Genomic DNA, 18,668 nt, shown 5'->3' with positions numbered 1-18,668 from the left:
CTAAGCGCTCAACCATTTTTAATTCCGTTTTAAAGTCCTGCTGCGCCAAATACTTTATCGAAGCCAGCCTTGGAGCGCTGAATCAGCTCCTCCGGCGATTGCGATGGAGCCTCTGCCGTCAAAATTTCCTGCGACACAGCGCCCTTGTAGCCGATTCGATCAAGCGCCTGAAGGAAGCCCACTAAATCAATAACGCCCTCGCCCGGATAAATGCGGCCATTATCGAGCGCTTCCTCTACCGGCACATTTGGCGCGTCATTAATATGTACATGCACGATCTGATCGGCGCGAAGCGCCTCGATATCTGCGATGGTCAATTCGTTTGTGTACCAGTGGTACGCATCAAACAGCAGCCCAACATTGCTTTCGCCTATTGCGTCGATCCACTCCAGCGACTCTTCAAGCGTCCAAATGAATGGATTCGCCCAGCGCGTGCGCAAATGGTGAGGGCCAACGAATTCAAGGCCGAGCCGAATGCCATAAGCGCCAAGAATTTGCGCGCAAGTCCGCAATCTGCGTGTTGCCAGAGCCATAAAGCGTGCGGCTTTTAAATCCGTAGATGGCAAAATGTACGTGCAGCAGCTCGTGCAACCAAGCGCGGCCGCAGCGGCAGCGGCAGCCGCAAGCTTTTCCAAGCCATCCAGAAATGCTTCTTCCGTGGTTCTCCATTCTACGGGCAGACCGATCGAGCCGATAACTACGCCGTGCTTGGCAAGCAGCTCGCGTGCCTGATCAATGCCATGACGCTCGATCAAAGATCCAGCATCCAAATCAACTGCCTGAAAACCATTTGAGCCAGCGAGCTCAATAAAACGCTCATCGCTTTCTATACGGCCAAGCCCTGCTCCGGTTAATCCTCTTAACATGTGGTTTCCTCCTTATACACGCAATGCTATTCGTCTAAATTCCAATCCAGCTTCACTTCATTGCCCGTACGGGATGATTCATAGATCGCATCCAGCACAAGGTTGTTCGTAAAACCAGTCAGTACGGAAGTAATCGGCTGATTGCCCTCGCGAATACATGCCAGGAAGTGACGGCTGAGACGCGTGCGTTCGCCTTCATCGTTGTCAGCTTTGCGCAGCACCGTTTCGATCGGACGATCAAACTTCTCTGTAAGCAGCTTGCCCTCAGCTCCGCGGTAGCTAGCGCCACCCTCTGAGCCCATCACATGAATGAACGGCGAATTGTCCGTATCCATGTGCACTGCCCAGCTAACTTCAAGCGAAAGCGTGCTGCCGTCTTCCATTTTGATCAAGGCGGTTGCCAGATCCTCTACATCGTAAGAACCGTTCCAATTCGGCGTACCCCAAGTACCGATCCCTTTGCGGCTTGGGCCAAATTCGGCATAGGTTGCCCCGTACACGGATACCGGCTTTGGATTGCCCATCAGGTACAGCGCAAGATCCAGCATATGAACACCGATATCGATAAGCGGACCGCCGCCTGATTGATCCATTTGTGTAAACCATGTGCCCCAGCCCGGAATGCCTTTGCGACGGAACCAGCCGGTTTTGGCCGTATATATTTTGCCAAGCTCGCCGCGGTCGATTTGCTCTTTAATTTGCATCGGCACCGACTCCCAGCGCATCTGATGGCCAACCATTACAACACGGTCGGAAGCTTGGCTTGCTTTCAAAATTTGACGAGCCGCGTCGCCGTTGATGCCCATCGGCTTCTCAAGCAGAACATGCTTGCCAGCAGCCAAAGCTTGCAGCGCAAGCGGGGCGTGGAACTGGTTAGGCACACCGATAATTACCGCATCTACGTCGGAGCGCTGAATGAGCTCTTCTGCCGAATTGGCTACGTTTGCAATGCCGTATTGCTTCGCCCGCTCCACCGCTAGAGGCAAGAAGGAATCGGTTATAGCCGTAATGACGCATTCGTCGCCAAGCTTTGAAAATTGTCCAGCATGCACATTTCCGATATTGCCTGCGCCGATAATGCCGATTCTAATTTTATTTTCAACGGTCACTGGAATTCCTCCTAATCAAGTTCGACTAACCTAACGATCTTCGCAAGCATTCACATTCGCCAACGCTTGACCCTGATCTTTATGTTAAAATAAACGGGATCAGAAATCGTGCTTGTTTTTCGATAAAAGTCTCAGTTTTTCGGAGGAATCCATTATTTCATGACTTATATACCTGATTATTTGAAAACGTATCCAAATATGAATACATCCTCCCCTCTTCATATTAGCCTGAACCGGCTTTATCATGGCTACCGCCCGCATCGTCACGATTTTTTGGAATTTTCATATGTCGTCGACGGGAGAGGCTCCGAATCAATCAATGATGCCAAGCATCAAATGCTGCCAGGCACATTTACATTCGTGCTGCCCTACCAGGTGCATGAGCTGTTTACGGAGCCTGGCAGCACCTTAGTGCTGTATAATTGCATGTTCAGCATGGATTTGTTGATGGAACCTGGTCAAGAAACCGGCCTGATGGACCTAATCGCTCAAAATATGCTGCCGCCCTTCATTCAGCTCAGCGGCGCTGATAATGAGCGAATGAAGCATTTAATCGAAGATATGTATCAAGAATATAATGGGCAGGAGCCTTGGCGCCGTACGATGCTTCAGGTGCGATTAAAGGAAATATTAGCCTGCTTCGACCGCTATCGCCGAAAAGCCGCGCCTTCTGCTGAAGTATTGACGCTTGGTTCGAGGTCCAGCGCATCCGTATGGCCGATTATTCATTATATCCATCGCCATTATCAGGATGAGATCGCCCTCTCCGATCTTGCGAGCCGCTTCTCGCTCAGCGTATCGCGTATAAGCGAGGTCATAAAGCAGACGACAGGTCAGACCTTCGTCCACTTTCTGCATGATTTGCGCTTGCGCCATGCTTGCAGCCTGCTCGTCTCGACCGACATGAGCGTCGCCGAAATCGCGCTTGAAGTCGGCTACGGCTCTTACAAAACGTTCTCCCGTATCTTCCGTGAGACGAAAGGGGTCGTGCCGAAGGACTACCGTAAAACGAAGTTAAACCAAATTAAACCAAGTGAAGCTTAGAGAGTAGCCATTTACTTTCCGAAATGAAAACGAGCAAGGGCTGCCTATCGTAGATCATTCTACTCCTGAGGCAGCCCTTGCTCTGTTATGTGTTTAGTTAAAAATAGATAAAATCACAAATAAGATGGCAAGCAATACGTAAATGACAAGCGATATGATCATTAAAGTCCGCTTACTCACAGCGCTACTCCCCTCCCAGCACCGATTAGGCTATACACCATTATTGTATGTGCATGGGGACAACGCGGAAATTGTCCAAGTGAGAAAATCGTCCTTGCGAAAGGCAAAGGAAGGAACTTGATTTAGAAATCACAGCTTCGCACGAAATCGCATCTGTGATAGGAGCTTTTCCTGCTCCAGATTTGATGCCATGATCCACCATTTTCTAATAAAATTTACCAATAAATACTAATCATGATGTTTCGTTTATGCTAAGATGGACTGTAGCTTCATACTCAGTTCGATAATCGTTCCTAATGGAAGGTAGTGAACCAAGTTGTTCTTAGAGATCTTTATTTTGCTCGCCAATGTGGCGACAATTACACTGATTCTATTGAAGCAAAAAGCTGTATGGGCAGCCTCATTAGGCTTATTTCTAATTATCCTGCATCTAGTCTTTCAAAACTGGCGGTGGCAAATGGTGCCTGCCTATGGATCGGGGACGATCCTGCCGCTCTTCCTTCTAATTCAATACGTCCTATACACCAATTACCAGAAGACGCTTTATCCGTGGGTCAGCCATATAATCATCCTGCTCTGTTTCTTACTTATTATCCTTTCTGCCATTCTGTCCTATTTATTTCCTGTATTTTCATTAAGAGAACCAAGCGGCTCTCTCGGTATCGGCACGGTTTCTTACGTTTGGAGAGACGATACGAGGGAAGAAGAATTAGCGGCTGAACAAAATACTCGGCAAGTTGTCGTACAAGTTTGGTATCCAACTGACAAGCAAACCCGGAATGGGATCGTCCCTTCCCCCTATTTTCCAGACGGGTGCAAGCGACTCGGAAGCTGCAAGAAGCCTTCCGTCTACCCGGTTGGTTGTTCCAGCATTTCGATTTGGTGAAAACCCATGCCTATGACCAGACGGAGATCTCATCCTCACAGCAAAAGTATCCAATTATTTTTTTCTCCCATGGCCTTTCAGCTACACGTTTCGCCTATTCTTATTTCACTGAACATTTGGTCAGCAACGGTTATATTGTCGTAGGGCTCCAGCATCCATACACAGCTCTTACAACACCGTTATCTGACGAGCACGTCGTTACTTTCGATTAAAGAATCACGAGCTTGAAAGGTAATTTTGTCGAAATCAATCAAGCTTTAAGTCCAATCGTTCATACGCAATCACTTGATGCTGTGTTTGTTCTGAATAAGATGCAACTCATGCAAGAAGAGGATGCTTCATCCGATTTTTGGGGGAGGTTTGATTTGGAAAGGGTTGGAATGGCCGGTCATTCGCTCGGGGGAGCAACAATGCTAGAAACTTTGCATATGGATACCAGATTCCAAGCAGGCATATTTCTAGATGGGCATCCCTACGGCAGTAAGAATATGACTGACGGATTACAGCAGCCTATTCTATACATGAACGATCATCGTGGAACATCATCTCGCTATATAGATTCAGATGCAGAAACCAAAAAAAGACTAATCTTACAAAATGGGGGGTTGGATATTAATATATCGGGAACGCATCATTTCATGTTTAGCGATGCTGCCCTGTATTCGCCGCTTATTTCATTTATGTTTCCGTATACGAGGGGTAAAACAATCAGTGTGAATCGAGCACATAGCATAATTAACCAAACCTCATTGGCTTTCTTTGAGCACCGTTTGAAGAATAAACCCGTGGAGCTGTTAGAGGAGGCTTACTCCATGTTTCCGGAGGTTTCGATTAATAGCAAGTACAACAAATAATCTTTTGATTAAGAAAGAAACGGTGGCTGAATCGATCAAAGGTACAGCAATAAGCTTCATAAATGACCAACTAAAGCAAAAAAAGCGATCCCGCACTCGACTAAAAGTCGAAAACAGGATCGCTCTTCTATTTCCAAATGGTCTCTAAAGCGTATTATTCATTGTCTTCAACACTCTCGTAATAACGGCCAATTTCAATAATCAAAGCGCCCATTCTCTCCAGCTCCGGGACAACAATTCGCTTTACCCCGTACCCTTTGAGCGCCTCCTCCGTTACTTTGCCGACCGCAGCTGCAACAATTCGCCCTTCAAAGGCATCCAACAGAAATTCCGTGCGAATCGTTTCAGCGGCATATTTGAACAAATAATGCACCTGAACCGCAGTTGTGAAGCAAATCGTATCCACCGATCCCTCGGCTAGCTCAGCCATAAGCGTCTCTAATGCAGCCGGATCTGGCGGAACATGTTTATACGGCAGTACGGTCTCAACTTGAAGCGCGCCTTTTGATTGCAGAAAACGCACGAGCTCCGGCGCTGGCTCGCCATGCAGCTGAATCCATACGCGCTGCCCTTCAAAATCATGAGCCGACAGGTTGTCCATGAGTCCTTGCATCGTCCCGTCGTCATCGCTGACAATCGCCTTTAGTCCTGACCGCTTGAGAAACGCAGACGTTTTGTAGCCTCTCGTTGCAATTTTCGCCTGAGACATACGGTCCAGAACAGCCTGTCCAATATCCAGCTTATGAGCAGCGGCGATCAAGCTGTCCGATCCCATCCCCGTCGTTAAAATCAACCAGTCGGTGCCCTGCTCTGCGAATTTCCGCAGCGGCTCCGCAAGCAGGTCCTCATCAAACATCGTTAATCCCTGGAGCGAGCGAATGATCGGAATGCCGCCTTGTTTTTCAACAATTAAGCTCATTTCATCCGTTTTACGAGATCCGGCTATGACGATTCGTTTATTATTCAAAGCGTTTATGCTCATATTGTTTCTGCCACCGTACTTTCGGTTAATTTGCCTAAGTCGACGTCATTATACCAGAGAAAGAATTAGCACGCATCCCCTGCGACAAATAATATTAAGCATTTTCCCATTGTTCCTTAAAGAATAGCTCATATACTCTGCCATATACGATTTTCAAAATCATATAAACCGGAATGATCAGCAGAATGCCTAAAATCCCCGCTATATCTCCGCCAACGAGCACCAATATAATTGTCGTCATTGGATGGATATCCAGCTGCTTGCCAAAAACATATGGAGCAACCACATTGTCTTGGATTTGCTGAGCGATCGTAATGATCACAATCGACCAGACGGCAATGGACGGCGCTTCAATAAATCCGATAATGACGATAGGCACCGATGAGAGGAATGATCCGATAAACGGAATAAAATTTAAAATGACCGCCACGACGGTAAGCAGAAGCGAATATGGCAAATCGATAATGAGAAAGCCCACATACATCAATACGCCAAGCGCCAAATTTACGATGACACGCCCGACGATAAAGCTGCTGAGCATATGATCGATTTCATCCATAACCTCTGTCCCGTCCCTGCGGAAGCGCTTCGGTATGAAGCTGACGATCTGATCTCCAAACTTCCCGCCTTCCTTGAGCATATAAAACAGCAGAATCGGAAACGTAATAAGCACGATTGCAAAATTCGAGAAAAAGGCAAACAGTCCGGATAAATAATCCGTAAGGAGCGTAAAGCCTTTGTTCAAATACTCGGTCAGCTTAGTGAGTAAATTCGAATCCTGCGGCAAAAAAGACGATAAAAAACCGTTATGCTCCAGCTCCTCCACTTGCTTGCTTAACGATGTGAACAGCGTAGGCGCATTTTCGACCAAATTAACCAATTGTGTTCGTAACGAAGGCCATACGATGATGCTAAAGCCAACCATAATGACGGCAAACGCCAAATAAATGAGCAAAACGGCAAAGGTACGATTCACCTTGCGTTTCTCCATCATATTAACGAGCGGACGGAGCAAGTAGTAGAAAAATCCTGCAAGCATAAGGGGTACGATAATCATACTGAATAGGGACAGAATAGGCTTGAAAATAAAATCGACCTTCGATCCCAAATAAATGATGATCAGCACCAAAATGATCGATAAGCACCATCTGATAAAACGGTTATGCTTGGCCATGCGTTCACCTTCTTCTCTTTTTAGATGAGATAATAAGCCAAGCGGCACAGAAAACAGAAAGCCTGTGACAGCCGGTGTCCCCAAAAATAGGTTACTTCTCTTTTACCCGCATCAACGTCAATTTAAACTTTATGGAACAAAAAAAGATCGCAGCAATGAGCCTCCGCCCCCTGCTGCGATCTTCTAACCAGCTGTATATTTCTTCAAAATAATAACCGCATTATGGCCGCCGAAGCCAAAGGAATTGGACATGCCGATTTCAATATTCGTCTCGCGCGCTTGGTTCGGCACATAATCGAGATCGCAGATCGGATCTTCTTCCTCTTGATTAATCGTCGGAGGAATGATGCCCTCCTGTATGCTTTTCACCAGAGCAATAGCTTCCACACCGCCTGCCGCACCCAGCATATGGCCTGTCATCGACTTGTTCGCCGTCACCGGAATGCGGTACGCAAGCTCGCCGAACAGTTTCTTGATTGCCGCCGTTTCCGAACGGTCGCCTATTTCGGTGCTGGTCGCATGAGCGCTGATTAGATCAATTTGCTCCGGCTGCAGGCCAGCCTCGCGCAGCGCATGCTTCATCGCCTGATACGCGCCGATGCCATCCGGATGAGTCGCCACCATGTGATACGCATCCGAGCTGGCGCCATAACCGATCACCTCCGCATGAATGCGTGCTCCTCTAGCTAACGCATGCGACAAAGATTCGAGGATTAGAATGCCCGCTCCCTCTGCCATAACAAATCCGTCACGTCCCGCATCAAATGGCCGGCTTGCAAGCGCTGGCTCCTCGTTTCGCGTCGAAATCGAGGTTGCGTTGCCGAAGCTGGCAAGCGATATGTCCGTAATGGCTGCCTCCGAGCCCCCTGCGATCACGACATCCGCGCTGCCCGACCGAATAAGGCGCCATGCTTCGCCAATTGCCGTATTCCCGATCGAGCACGCGGTAACCGGCGCCATCGACGGCCCCTGCGTGCCGAACCGGATGCTGATCATCGCAGCAGCCATATTGGCGATCATCATCGGGACCAGCGTCGGGCTAACCCGCTCAGGCCCGCGTTCATGCAATACCTCGGCTTGACCCAGCAAAGTCTGAATGCCGCCGATGCCGGAACCAACATAGACGCCAACGCGCTCCCGGTCGGTCTGATCCAGCGAAAGCGCCGCATCCTCCAGCGCTTGCTCCGCAGCCGCAATTGCAAATTGACTGAAGCGGTCCATCCGGCGTGCCTCCTTGCGGCCAAACCGCTCATCGGCATCAAAATCTTTTACTAGACCTGCGATTTTAGCTTTATGTCTAGATGTGTCGAAGGTGTCAATCGTGGAAATGCCTGACTCACCTTTAACCAACCGATTCCAAAACTGCTCTACATCGTTTCCGAGCGGCGAAATAACGCCCATCCCTGTAATAACGACCCGTTCCATCGTTAATCCCCCTTCACGAATACCTTGATGAAGTGTAGTTTGTCATAGTTGTTATCCTATTACAAGTTGCAGTTTATTATAGTATAATCAGTACTACTATAATGAAATAGGATGGATTCTATGATTAATCGAGAAACGAGACTTCAAGCGCTGTCTACCTTCCTTAAGTCCAAACGAGCCAAAATCAGGCCGGAGGATGCCGGTTTTCCTGCGGGAACACGGAGGAGAACGCCAGGATTAAGGCGCGAAGAGGTCGCTTCCCTTGCCGGCGTCAGTCCAACCTGGTATACATGGCTTGAGCAGGGCCGTGATATTAAAGTATCTGCCTCCGTTCTTGATTGCGTCGCCGCAGCGCTGCAAATGAATGACGATGAGCGAAAGTACTTATATGCCCTCGCCCTTGAGACCGGCCACGGCGCCATACAAATGAACGAAGAACAGTCGGAGATTACGCCTTCTCTAAAGCGAATATTGCAGGAGCTGCGCTTCTGTCCGACGATTATTTCCGATCGCCGCTGCCAGATTGTCGGCTGGAATCAAGCGGCCTCTCATGTGTTTATGGATTTCGAGCAAATTCCGGCCGAGCAGCGAAATATGATCCAGCTGTTGTTCACTCGGAAGGAATTCCGGCGGCTTGCCGGCAATTGGGAGCATTTTGTCGGCGGTTTTCTTGCTATCTTTCGTGCTTACTACGGCCAATATGTGCAGGATGATTGGTATGAGCGTTTTATTGAAGAAATGAAGGGGAGCCATCCGGAGTTTCAATATCTTTGGGAGCAAAGCCAGGTTAGCTCTGCTCCCGATGTGCTGCTGGAATTTCGCCATGCGAAGGTAGGGAAAATGCTGTTTCACCTGACTTCCTTTCAGGTGCAGGGAAGTACGGATCTAAGGTGCAGCGTATATACGCCGGCGCCTGAATCCTCGACAGAAGCGAAGCTGCGCCGGCTTATGGAGAAGCAGGATTAATGAAGGATGGTGGACATCCATCATCTTTCATGAGCCAAATTGGACCGTGCGGCTGCAAATTTTATTTACGAGGGCATGATCATGGCTTATAACGAGCAGGCCGATCTGACGGGCATGAACGATATCCATTACGGTATGCCAGATTTGTGCCTGCGTGATGGCATCAAGCATCGTCGTCATTTCATCTGCGATTAGAAATTTGGTCTCCGGACCTAACGCTCTCGCCACGCAGCAGCGCTGCAGCTCGCCTCCCGACAATTCATTCGGATAGCGGAGCAGCCACTCCTCTTGTATGCCTAGCGCTGCAAGAAGCTCGGCATCTGGCGTCCAGCCCTCCGTTAGCGTCTTAGCCATTCGCCACCTTGGGTTAACCGCGCGTTCCGGATGCTGAAAAATCATTTGAACCGGATCATAGCTGCTCTCACGATTGCTTCGGCCTGGAACGCTAACTTCGCCAGTCATAGGCTTTGCATAGCCTGCTAATAGACGCCCAAGCGAGGTTTTGCCGCTTCCGCTTGGGCCGATGAGGCCAACCGCTTCGCCGGGGGCAATGGCGATGCTGAAATCCTGAAACAGCCAATCACCGCCCGGATAACGCCATCCAAGATTTCTGCCTTCAAGTTGCATGTACGCACCTCACCATTCCGCCTCTTAGCTCGCGAGGCTCCGGTCTGCTCGCGCCGCATGATTCTACAGCTTGGCTGCAGCGCGCAGCGAAGAGACAGCCTTGTACATCCGAGCTTCTTGCAGGCTGCGTGCCGGCAATCGGTTCAAACCCGTTTTGCGGCAGCGCGCGCCATAATGCTTGGCTGTAAGGATGCCGCAGCCGCTCGCCGTTCCCTTGAAAATCAGCTGCGGGTGCAAGCTCGACGGCCGTCCCCGCATAAAACACGGCTACTTTATCCGCGATGCGAAGCGCTGCCTCAATATCATGCGTAATGAACAAGATCGCGCAGCCCCCCTCGGCCAGCTGCTTGAATCTTCCCAGCGCCTCCGTTACATCATCCGGATGCATACCCGGTGTCGGTTCATCTGCAATGATGAGCCGCGTCCTTCCAAGCGCTGCCGTCGAGACGAGCACCTTGCGCGCCATGCCGCCCGAGAGCTGGAACGGAAAGAGCTTCTCCACATGTCGGCCGAGTTGAAACCGCTCGAATAAGCCTTGCCGCTCCCTGCGCTGCTCGTCCCCGTCAGCCTGCGTCCGCAGCTGCTTGCCTACTCGCATTAATGGATCTAAATAGCTGACCGACTGCGGAACAAGTGCGATTTCCTTCCCGCGGTAAAGCTTCAGCTTAGCCTCGTCGAGCAGCTCGCCGCCATAAGAAATGGTTCCCGTCATGGCGACGTTTTTCGGAAGAATGCCCATAATGGCGTGGGCGAGCAGGCTTTTGCCCGATCCGCTCGCACCAACGACCGCTACGATCTCGCCTTCGTTAATGGCAAAATCAAGCTCCTCCATGACGGCAACCTTTTGCAGCGCGCTGCCTTTTGTATATTGAATGAATGAAATCGATAATTTGCTTACTTCAAGAAGAGGCATATTGGTTCCTCCCTTCCCCTGCTATTATAGATGCGTATTCCGAGGATCAACATGCTGCCTAAGATGGTTGCCCAGCTTATCGAACGCACGTACCATTGCCAGCAGGCCTAAGCCTGGAAATACGGCCAGCCACCACATGCCTGTCGATAAATAACGCATCGATTCTGACAAAATGATTCCGATTGCCGGTTGATGCGGCGACATGCCAAGGCCAAGAAACGTTATCGCTGCTTCATGAAGCACAGCATGGGGAAATAGAATAAGAAACCCCACCAGCAATTGCGGAAACAAATGAGGCGCCAAATGGCGCGCTGCAACATGATAGCGCGATCGTCCAAGCCTTCTCGCCACAAGCACGTATTCCGCCGACATGAGCTGAAGCGCCTCCGCGCGTATAATGCGAGCAAGGCTAGGCCAATGGGTGAGCATGATGCCGATCGCAATCCCCTTCAAGCCGCCCCCGCATACGAAGGCGATCAGGATTAGCATGACGAGATGAGGAACGCTCAGAAAAACATCGATTAGCCATGTAATGATTCGGTCAGCCGTTTTTCCAAGCGTAGCCGCCATCAATCCCATGATCGCAGCAATGACTACGCTGCTGGCCGCACCTAGCAGTCCCACCTGTATGCTTAAAGCGAGTCCCTTTACGGTGCGAGAGAGCATATCTCTTCCGAGCCAATCCGTTCCGAACAAATGGGCAAGCGACGGCGCCAAATTCCGATTTTCCAGCTGCACGGCAAGTCCTGCCGAGCCTAGCAGCCAGCTGCCTAGTCCGATGCCTGCAAGCAGAATCGCCGCTCCTGCTGCGGAGATGAGCGTACGCCGCCTCTCGTTCCAGCTTCGATCTCTTTGCTTCTTTGTTGATGCAAGCTGTCTCATTCCCGCACCTCCTTCCCAAGCCGAAGCCTAGGATCAACCACACGATAGAAATAATCCGCTAGCGCATTCCCCGTAAAAACGAACAGCGTGCTGCACAGAACAAGTCCCATCAGCAGCGGCACGTCGCCTCTGAGGCCCGCCTCAACCGTAGCTTGTCCGAGCCCGGGATATGAGAATACCTGCTCCGCAAGCACGGCGCCTCCGAACAATTCGCCAAATGAAGCGAACTGAAGCGTAATGGCGGGCAGGGCGATATTTCGCAGCCCGTGCCGCAGCAGCAAGCCCATTCCCCTTTCGCCTCTTGCTCTAGCAAACAAAATATAGTCGCTGTCCATGACATCAATAAGCTTTTGCCTCGTATGAAGCGCAATAGGCGCGATACCCACGACGCTAAGCGTAATCGCTGGCAAGATCATATGCTTCACATAATCGCCAATCGTGACGCTGCCTGACAAGACGCCCGCGGGAACTCCTAGCCCAACCGGGAGCCAGCCCAGCCATACGGCGAAAATCATCATAAGCAGCAAGCCGACCCAGAAGGCGGGCGTCGATGCGAGCGTGTAGCAATAGCTTTTGATAAGACGGTCGACCCAGGTATCTTTTTTTAACGCGGCGGCAATGCCTGCTGTGAAGCCTATAATGCCTGACAGCATCCATGCGAACGCCATAAGCAATGCGGAATGCATAAATCGTTCGGCAATCACTTTGGTTACAGGCTCGCGGTAGATCATTGATGTTCCCAAATCGCCTTGAAGCAAAGCCGACGCCCACTTCAAAAAACGCTCTGCAAACGGCCGGTCAAGCCCCCAATAAGCGGCGATTTCCTGCCTTTGCTCCGCCCCGACTCGCATCACATCTGCTCCGATGTACGACTGCACCGGATCGATCGGCGACATGGCGACAAGCGCAAAAGCTATGATGCTGACAGAGGCGAGCAGCGCGAACAGGCGAATGATCTTTTTTCCTAAAAATAAGGCCAACCCTTGCATCATCCCAATTCCCTCTTCCCGCCCGCTACTTTTTCCTGCTCCAGCTCTCGATATTGTCCGTTAGCGGCCATCCGTGGCCATGCGGCTGTATGCGCTGCTTGCCGATATCCAGGCCATCCTTGACCAAATAAAGATGGTCGATATTCACGAGCCATGCCCAAGGCGCATCGCCTTTGACGCTTAGCCCCGTTTGACCGTCCCACTGCGCTTTTTTCCAAAAAGCAAGTGATTCCTCTTCCGTACGGGCATCAAGCGCTTGCTCGAACCATTTGTCGACGGACGGATTGCTGTAATAGCCTGTATTGTAATAATCGACGCCGCCAAAGGAGCTGCTGTACAGGTTGTACATTTCTAGCGGATCATGGCTGCCCCAGCCAAGCAGAATCGCGTTTGCGTTCATCAGCTTTTCGATTTCATCCCAGCTCTTGCCCTCGACGTTCATCCGAATGCCTGCTGCTTGAACCATTTCAGCTGCAGCAAGCGCGAGTGACTGCCTCGTTACGTCTCCTGACGGATAAAGAAGCGTAAACTCCGCTTTCAGCGCCCCTTTTTCTACGATGCCGTCGTTGTCGCTGTCCGTCCATCCGCCGTCCGTTAAAATTTTCGCAGCAGCTTCCGCGTCGTTGTCCTTGAAGACAGACTCCTCGTTCCACCACGGAAGTCCATCGTTGGCCGTATAGGCCGGTGAGCCGTAGCCTTCCAAAATGCCGTCGACCAATTGCTGACGATTAATGACCAAGTTGATGGCCTTGCGGATTGCGATATCCGCCGTTACATCATTGCCGATCGGATAGCCATCCTCTGTCTTGCCGCCTGCCTTCACATAAGGGAACGCGATGCCGCGGTTATCAACCGACTTCACCGCTTCCAGATGCATGCCTGCGACCTGCTGCTTGCTGAAGGCTGACGGAATATACGAAATATCAACCGTGCCCGCCTTGGCAGCTGCAAAAGCCGCATCCTCATTTAGAAATAGGAAGATCAGCTTTTGAAAATAAGGCTTGCGCCCATAGTAATTGTCATTTGCTTGTACGATTAACTGCTGCCCGCGATCCCATTGTACAAACTTATATGGACCTGAGCCGACTGGATTTTCTGCATAGGTGCTGCTATAGGTATGCTTAGGAACTATGCCGGTCGTAATGAGGAAATAAACAAAGGTCGATTGCGGCTTCTTCAGGTGAAAAGAAACCTCATTTTGCCCCGCCTCAACGGATGCCAAATTCGTCAGATCAATGGCTGCTCCGTTGGTTGCTGCTGTGTCAAAGGTAAATTTCACATCCTCGGCCGAGAGCGGCTTCCCATCGGAGAACAACACATCCTCCCTCAGCTTGACCGTCCATACCTTTCCATCCTCGCTAATCTCGTAGCCAGTTGCCAAATCATTTACGATTTTCAGATCATCATCACGCTTCAGCAGCGTGCTTTGGAATAGCGGAGAGCCATAGCGTCCCCAGCCCCTGGTCGGGTCAAAGCCCGTTTCCGGCTCAGCGCCTATCGCAACAACGAGGTCATCGGAGTTTGTTTCTCTTGCTTGCGGCTTTGCTCCGGCACAGCCTGATACAACGATCATCACGATAATGGTAGAGATGATACCTGTAATAAATCTTTTCAAAGTAGCTCCCCTTTTCAAATGTCAACTTTCGTAACACAATTATGCGATATTGTAACACGATATGCACATCATTTCATTATCTTTTTCACGGTATTTGCTTATAAAATGGCTCTATCTGGTCTATTCGCACAGTTAGGTGCTTATAGAGTGAAATCGATGTATATGTGCGATCGAAAAATAGCTGTAAGCACGTATTTGCGCTTACAGCTATGGAGCAGCTCGAATTTGTGTGCTGTAAGCTCACATAGGTGCTTATAGAGTGAAATCGGCGTATGTGTGCGATCGAAATATGGTGACCATTTCTCTGCAGCGCTAATACTAGGTATGCTTATGCGCCATGTCATGCTTGTGTGCCGTGTCATGCTTATGCGCCGTGACATGCTCATGCTTATCCGCGTAAGTAACGGAAAGCTCAGCGTAGGTAACGCCCTTCTGTGCTTGAATTTGCTGATGCAACGATCGAAGCCGGGAGAGCTCCCCTCTAACAACGATTACCTCTAAGCATTGATCGTGATTCAAATGAACATGCATGTTGGAGATGATGTCATGATGGAAGCGGTGCTGCACCTCCATGAGTACGATTGGTAGATCGCTCGCATGGTGATCATAGACGAGAACAATCGTACCTGCAACATGCTCTTGACCTTCCATGCGGGCAGGCTCAAGCAAAGCCCGCCTTGCCAAATCGCGAATGGCCTCCGATCGATTCGAATAGCCTTGCTCATCCGCAAATCGATCAAACTGTTCAATTAGCTGAGCCGGGAACGATACGCCAAACCGGACCAATTCTTCTTTGTCAGCCATATATTCACCCTGCCTGTATCATTTATTAGCACATTCGCAATGCTGCTATTGTTTATTCGAAATTGGGTAGTCGATCACGATAACATTATCGATGAGGCCATCCAGCTTGCTCACAAAGCTTTGATGAGCAGGATGCGGTCCGTATGCATGAAGCGCCTCCTGATCAGCAAATGTCACACGGAGTCCGAGCGTATAGCCTTGGATGTTGCCCGTTTCCGTCGTTTCGTTAATGCCGGCTGTCAGCTCCACGATACCCGGAATTTCTGAAGGCAGCGCGTATAAAGCGTCCAGCAGCTCTTTTTCCATACTGACGGACAGCTCCTCTTTAAACTTAAACGATACTAAATGCTCGTACATGTTACGTTATTCTCCCCTCAATTGCGATGACCATTTCCTCTATCATATCACGGACAACTGCCAAGATGTTATAATCAAAACAAACTGGAACGCGATGTCGAGCTCGAGTTATGACGAAGCGGAAGGATCGGCAGATCAATTCGAGTCGTCGTTCTACAGAGCTCATTGTGGATCAAATTATTCGTATCGACGACGAAAAATACGATTAGTGCAGCAAAATATACGACATCGCATATAAGCTTTATCTACCGTTTGTTAAAATTAAATTGGAGGGTCTATAATACTTCCAATTGGATCTGTACATATTAAAGCCAATCCATTACCGTTATGGTAGGATCAGACATGTCATTATTCGCAAAAGGTGTTGGTAGACCATGTGGAAACCAGATCGTTCAGCACAAACCCCCTTATACCAGCAAATTGTCGATCATATCCAGCGCGCCATCTCTTATGCGGAGCTTCCGCCTGGCAGCAGCCTGCCCTCCGAACGCAAGCTGGCGGAGCAGCTTGGCGTTAACCGCAGCACTATCATTCAGGCCTATGAAGAACTGCGGGCATCTGGATTAGTGGAAAGCACGGTCGGCAGCGGTACACGGGTCAGTCTGACCAAATGGGGCATCTCGCCTACGAATACGCCAAATTGGCGGCAATATACGGAGGGCGGCACCTTCCTTCCTAATCTCCCGCTAATGCGCCGCGTTCGTGAGGCTACGCAAAACGACTCGTCGATCATTAATATGGCAAGCGGAGAGCTGTCGTCCGATTTATTTCCAAATGAGTTGGTTAATCGGATTTTGCGGGAGCAGTCGTTTCAGGAGCATCTTGGCTACGATGATCCGCAGGGCTTTTTTCCATTAAGAAAATCGCTCGTCAGCTCCCTCAAACATTACAACGGCATTCATACGACGGAGTCGTCTATGCTGATTACATCCGGTTCGCAGCAGTCTTTATATTTGATTACGCAATGCTTGCTGTCTCCGGGCGATGCCGTTGCTATTGAGGACCCTTCTTACAGCTATTCGCTGCCGATGTTCCAATCGGCTGGCTTGCGGATCTTCCGGCTGCCCGTACATGAGGATGGGATCGATCCGGATGATATTACGAGCTTATATCGCCAGCATCGCATTCGGATGGTTTTTTTAAATCCCAACTACCAAAATCCAACCGGCACCATCCTCAGCGATTCAAAAAGAAAACGGCTGCTTAAGATTGCTGCAGATTTGCGCATTCCAGTCGTAGAGGATGATCCTTTCAGCTTGACCGCCTTTGACGGAAATGTCCCTGCACCGCTCAAATCGCTGGATACGGACGGAATCGTGCTCTACATCGGCTCACTTTCCAAAATTGCCGCTTCTGGGCTTAGGATCGGTTGGATGGTAGCTCCCCAATCAGTCATTGAACGTCTTACCGATGCAAGGCAGCAAATGGATTTTGGCTTAAGCATCCTGTCGCAATGGGTGGCGGAACGACTGCTCGCCTCTGAGCATTTTGACCAGCATTTTGTGCAATTGCGTCAAGCTCTATTTCAGAAGCAGAAGATCATGGTACAGACTTTAAAGGACACGCTTCAAGGAAAGGTAAGCTTTGTCCCTCCGCTCGGCGGACTGAACTTATGGTGCAAAATTAATCAAAAAATAGATGATGCGAAGCTACTGGAAGAAGCGATCAAACGAGGAGTGGCATTTGTGCCTGGAAGTGTTTACGGCTCGGAGCCCGGCTATATCCGTTTTTGCTATTCGAAGCCTAAATACGAAGAAATATATCCCGGAATAGTCGCATTCTCGGAAGCATTGGAGTGCTTTTGAGCTTCAAATTAATCTCTTGATTAAACTCTTGAATGATCCTTTAATTTATCTGATTATTACTTTGGATATTAATCTTGAAATTTATCTTGAAATTTATCTTGAATTTGAAATTAACATTAAAATTACCTTGTTTTAACGAAAGGAGACTGACGTGACTTATATTATTATTTTGAGCGCATTGTTCTTCGGCGGCATTATTTATATTCTGATGGCTGGTGCGCAAATTGTAAGAGAGGATGACCTCATTCAGGATCAAATATTGAACCAGCTGAACGAATCTCATTAAGGAAGCTTTATAGATACATTAGAGATCAAACGAGCCTTCAGAATCGCTTCTTAGGCTCGTTTGGCGTTTCGGGAGACATTGTAGCCAGTATCCGCTAACTACTTCGGTAGAACTAACTGGAAAAACTCCATCTATTTTTCCAACGAGAAGGTAGTTAGACCATTTAACTGGAAAATCTCCCGTTATTCTTAGCACCATTACCGAATTTGGGTCAAAAACGAAAAATTAACGGGAGAAAATCAGACTGTTTAGAAATAGTTTTAAGCAGCAAGCCGGTACCCACCCCAAGAACTGGAAATTCGGGTTGTGGTAGCAAATAGCATACTTTTTCCGTGATTTAGTGGCGTAGATTGCTTGGCTAGATGCCTCGCAATCTTCTTTAGATTCTGTGCAATAGCCGTCATCAACACTTGTTCCTGTGTGTTGTTTCTTCCCCGAAACCGGCAACGGCGAAGCCCGTGGAGCACTTTGGCATCCGCGAAGCTTCGCTCTATGGTTTGACAGCGCAATTGGTACACAGCCCCTCCGTTTTCGCTTTGGCGGTTCCGAATCACCTGTTCCTTGTAGTCTTCCCACACATGCCGCTGAATGGTCCGTTGTTTGTTAGCGTTCGTTGTACACTTTTCTTGCAACGGACATTCACAACATATGGCTGAATTCGAGCGGTACTCTCTATATCCGTTCCGGTTCGTAGTGGCATAGGTTAAGGATTCACCCGCCGGACATATGTAAATATCCCGTTCATCATGATACGTAAATTGTTTTTTGGGAAGTGTTCCTTCTTTTGTTGAAGCGCCGCGATCCGCTATAACCGTGAGGAGGTTTTCACCAAGTGTTTGTTTACAAATATAAGGCGTCATATACCCAGAGTCCAAGGCTATTGCCTCTAGTGAATTTGAAAAGC

18 protein-coding genes and 1 pseudogene are annotated in these 18,668 nt (G+C 49.3%); 6 read left to right on the top strand and 13 right to left on the bottom strand.

Annotation, left to right across the window (positions count from 1 at the left end):
• Positions 1-29: 29 nt before the first annotated feature.
• Both AC2TDN_RS08200 and AC2TDN_RS08195 read right to left on the bottom strand, forming a co-directional pair.
• Complete coding sequence (locus tag AC2TDN_RS08200; protein WP_484687601.1) at positions 30-866, bottom strand: sugar phosphate isomerase/epimerase family protein; 837 nt, start codon at positions 864-866, stop codon at positions 30-32.
• 26 nt (positions 867-892) lie between these two features.
• Positions 893-1,975: a Gfo/Idh/MocA family protein gene (locus tag AC2TDN_RS08195; protein ID WP_484687600.1), complete on the bottom strand. Its 1,083-nt coding sequence runs from the start codon at positions 1,973-1,975 to the stop codon at positions 893-895.
• A gap of 159 nt (positions 1,976-2,134) precedes the next feature.
• Between AC2TDN_RS08195 and AC2TDN_RS08190 the strand changes: the two genes are divergently transcribed.
• The 3 genes and pseudogenes from AC2TDN_RS08190 to AC2TDN_RS08180 all read left to right on the top strand — a co-directional run bounded on the left by AC2TDN_RS08190 (position 2,135) and on the right by AC2TDN_RS08180 (position 4,939).
• Complete coding sequence (locus tag AC2TDN_RS08190; RefSeq protein WP_484687599.1) at positions 2,135-3,019, top strand: helix-turn-helix domain-containing protein; 885 nt, start codon at positions 2,135-2,137, stop codon at positions 3,017-3,019.
• Between the two features lie 496 nt (positions 3,020-3,515).
• On the top strand, positions 3,516-4,085 hold the full coding sequence (locus AC2TDN_RS08185; protein WP_484687598.1) for a hypothetical protein: 570 nt from the start codon (positions 3,516-3,518) through the stop codon (positions 4,083-4,085).
• Positions 4,013-4,939: pseudogene (locus AC2TDN_RS08180) on the top strand (alpha/beta hydrolase family protein). The gene AC2TDN_RS08185 and the pseudogene AC2TDN_RS08180 overlap by 73 nt, the downstream one beginning before the upstream one ends.
• A gap of 154 nt (positions 4,940-5,093) precedes the next feature.
• On the opposite strand, the gene AC2TDN_RS08175 reads toward AC2TDN_RS08180, so the two are convergent.
• The 3 genes from AC2TDN_RS08175 to fabF all read right to left on the bottom strand — a co-directional run bounded on the left by AC2TDN_RS08175 (position 5,094) and on the right by fabF (position 8,520).
• A complete protein-coding gene (locus tag AC2TDN_RS08175; RefSeq protein ID WP_484687597.1) occupies positions 5,094-5,921 on the bottom strand; it encodes a uroporphyrinogen-III synthase in 828 nt (275 codons plus the stop codon).
• Positions 5,922-6,015: 94 nt separating this feature from the next.
• Positions 6,016-7,095, bottom strand: a complete 1,080-nt coding sequence (locus tag AC2TDN_RS08170) for an AI-2E family transporter (protein WP_484687596.1) — start codon at positions 7,093-7,095, stop codon at positions 6,016-6,018.
• 183 nt (positions 7,096-7,278) lie between these two features.
• On the bottom strand, positions 7,279-8,520 hold the full coding sequence (fabF, locus tag AC2TDN_RS08165) for a beta-ketoacyl-ACP synthase II (protein WP_484687595.1): 1,242 nt from the start codon (positions 8,518-8,520) through the stop codon (positions 7,279-7,281).
• A 123-nt stretch (positions 8,521-8,643) separates the two neighbouring features.
• Here fabF and AC2TDN_RS08160 point away from each other — a divergent pair, with 123 nt between their 5' ends.
• Positions 8,644-9,486: a helix-turn-helix transcriptional regulator gene (locus AC2TDN_RS08160; RefSeq protein WP_484687739.1), complete on the top strand. Its 843-nt coding sequence runs from the start codon at positions 8,644-8,646 to the stop codon at positions 9,484-9,486.
• 27 nt (positions 9,487-9,513) lie between these two features.
• Here AC2TDN_RS08160 and AC2TDN_RS08155 read toward each other — a convergent pair whose 3' ends face one another.
• The 7 genes from AC2TDN_RS08155 to AC2TDN_RS08125 all read right to left on the bottom strand — a co-directional run bounded on the left by AC2TDN_RS08155 (position 9,514) and on the right by AC2TDN_RS08125 (position 15,673).
• On the bottom strand, positions 9,514-10,113 hold the full coding sequence (locus tag AC2TDN_RS08155) for an ABC transporter ATP-binding protein (RefSeq protein ID WP_484687594.1): 600 nt from the start codon (positions 10,111-10,113) through the stop codon (positions 9,514-9,516).
• Positions 10,103-11,026 (bottom strand): oligopeptide/dipeptide ABC transporter ATP-binding protein, encoded by a 924-nt coding sequence (locus AC2TDN_RS08150; protein ID WP_484687593.1) that lies wholly within the window; start codon positions 11,024-11,026, stop codon positions 10,103-10,105. The genes AC2TDN_RS08155 and AC2TDN_RS08150 overlap by 11 nt, the downstream gene beginning before the upstream one ends.
• Positions 11,027-11,050: 24 nt before the next feature.
• A complete protein-coding gene (locus tag AC2TDN_RS08145) occupies positions 11,051-11,908 on the bottom strand; it encodes an ABC transporter permease (protein ID WP_484687592.1) in 858 nt (285 codons plus the stop codon).
• Entirely contained in the window at positions 11,905-12,897 is a 993-nt protein-coding gene (locus AC2TDN_RS08140) for an ABC transporter permease (protein WP_484687738.1), read from the bottom strand. The genes AC2TDN_RS08145 and AC2TDN_RS08140 overlap by 4 nt, the downstream gene beginning before the upstream one ends.
• Before the next feature lie 25 nt (positions 12,898-12,922).
• The gene (locus tag AC2TDN_RS08135; protein WP_484687737.1) at positions 12,923-14,470 is read right to left on the bottom strand and encodes an ABC transporter substrate-binding protein; all 1,548 of its coding nucleotides are present in this window, start codon (positions 14,468-14,470) and stop codon (positions 12,923-12,925) included.
• A gap of 360 nt (positions 14,471-14,830) precedes the next feature.
• On the bottom strand, positions 14,831-15,316 hold the full coding sequence (nikR, locus tag AC2TDN_RS08130; RefSeq protein WP_484687591.1) for a nickel-responsive transcriptional regulator NikR: 486 nt from the start codon (positions 15,314-15,316) through the stop codon (positions 14,831-14,833).
• Positions 15,317-15,361: 45 nt separating this feature from the next.
• Positions 15,362-15,673 (bottom strand): Dabb family protein, encoded by a 312-nt coding sequence (locus tag AC2TDN_RS08125; RefSeq protein WP_484687590.1) that lies wholly within the window; start codon positions 15,671-15,673, stop codon positions 15,362-15,364.
• A gap of 374 nt (positions 15,674-16,047) precedes the next feature.
• Here AC2TDN_RS08125 and pdxR point away from each other — a divergent pair, with 374 nt between their 5' ends.
• A complete protein-coding gene (gene pdxR / locus AC2TDN_RS08120) occupies positions 16,048-17,478 on the top strand; it encodes a MocR-like pyridoxine biosynthesis transcription factor PdxR (protein ID WP_484687589.1) in 1,431 nt (476 codons plus the stop codon).
• Positions 17,479-17,629: 151 nt separating this feature from the next.
• Positions 17,630-17,764 carry a hypothetical protein gene (locus tag AC2TDN_RS08115; protein WP_482066638.1) on the top strand — a complete coding sequence of 45 codons (135 nt, stop codon included), beginning with the start codon at positions 17,630-17,632 and terminating at the stop codon, positions 17,762-17,764.
• Between the two features lie 260 nt (positions 17,765-18,024).
• Here the strand turns inward: AC2TDN_RS08115 and AC2TDN_RS08110 are convergent.
• Positions 18,025-18,668 (bottom strand): transposase (locus AC2TDN_RS08110; protein WP_484687588.1); only part of this gene is annotated, 644 nt, incomplete at its 5' end.

This window comes from Paenibacillus sp. Y660 (assembly GCF_057221575.1).
The sequence above is the reverse complement of the archived record's forward strand: the minus strand, read 5'-3'. Positions and strand labels throughout refer to the sequence as shown.

What these genes read in the sequence shown, in the direction of transcription:
- AC2TDN_RS08135 (WP_484687737.1), bottom strand. Translation starts at nt 14,470, where the DNA reads ATGATCGTTGTATCAGGCTGTGCCGGAGCAAAGCCGCAAGCAAGAGAA.
- fabF (WP_484687595.1), bottom strand. Translation starts at nt 8,520, where the DNA reads ATGGAACGGGTCGTTATTACAGGGATGGGCGTTATTTCGCCGCTCGGA.
- AC2TDN_RS08125 (WP_484687590.1), bottom strand. Translation starts at nt 15,673, where the DNA reads ATGTACGAGCATTTAGTATCGTTTAAGTTTAAAGAGGAGCTGTCCGTC.
- AC2TDN_RS08190 (WP_484687599.1), top strand. Translation starts at nt 2,135, where the DNA reads ATGACTTATATACCTGATTATTTGAAAACGTATCCAAATATGAATACA.
- nikR (WP_484687591.1), bottom strand. Translation starts at nt 15,316, where the DNA reads ATGGCTGACAAAGAAGAATTGGTCCGGTTTGGCGTATCGTTCCCGGCT.
- AC2TDN_RS08140 (WP_484687738.1), bottom strand. Translation starts at nt 12,897, where the DNA reads ATGCAAGGGTTGGCCTTATTTTTAGGAAAAAAGATCATTCGCCTGTTC.
- pdxR (WP_484687589.1), top strand. Translation starts at nt 16,048, where the DNA reads ATGTGGAAACCAGATCGTTCAGCACAAACCCCCTTATACCAGCAAATT.
- AC2TDN_RS08170 (WP_484687596.1), bottom strand. Translation starts at nt 7,095, where the DNA reads ATGGCCAAGCATAACCGTTTTATCAGATGGTGCTTATCGATCATTTTG.
- AC2TDN_RS08175 (WP_484687597.1), bottom strand. Translation starts at nt 5,921, where the DNA reads ATGAGCATAAACGCTTTGAATAATAAACGAATCGTCATAGCCGGATCT.
- AC2TDN_RS08155 (WP_484687594.1), bottom strand. Translation starts at nt 10,113, where the DNA reads ATGCAACTTGAAGGCAGAAATCTTGGATGGCGTTATCCGGGCGGTGAT.
- AC2TDN_RS08145 (WP_484687592.1), bottom strand. Translation starts at nt 11,908, where the DNA reads ATGAGACAGCTTGCATCAACAAAGAAGCAAAGAGATCGAAGCTGGAAC.
- AC2TDN_RS08200 (WP_484687601.1), bottom strand. Translation starts at nt 866, where the DNA reads ATGTTAAGAGGATTAACCGGAGCAGGGCTTGGCCGTATAGAAAGCGAT.
- AC2TDN_RS08150 (WP_484687593.1), bottom strand. Translation starts at nt 11,026, where the DNA reads ATGCCTCTTCTTGAAGTAAGCAAATTATCGATTTCATTCATTCAATAT.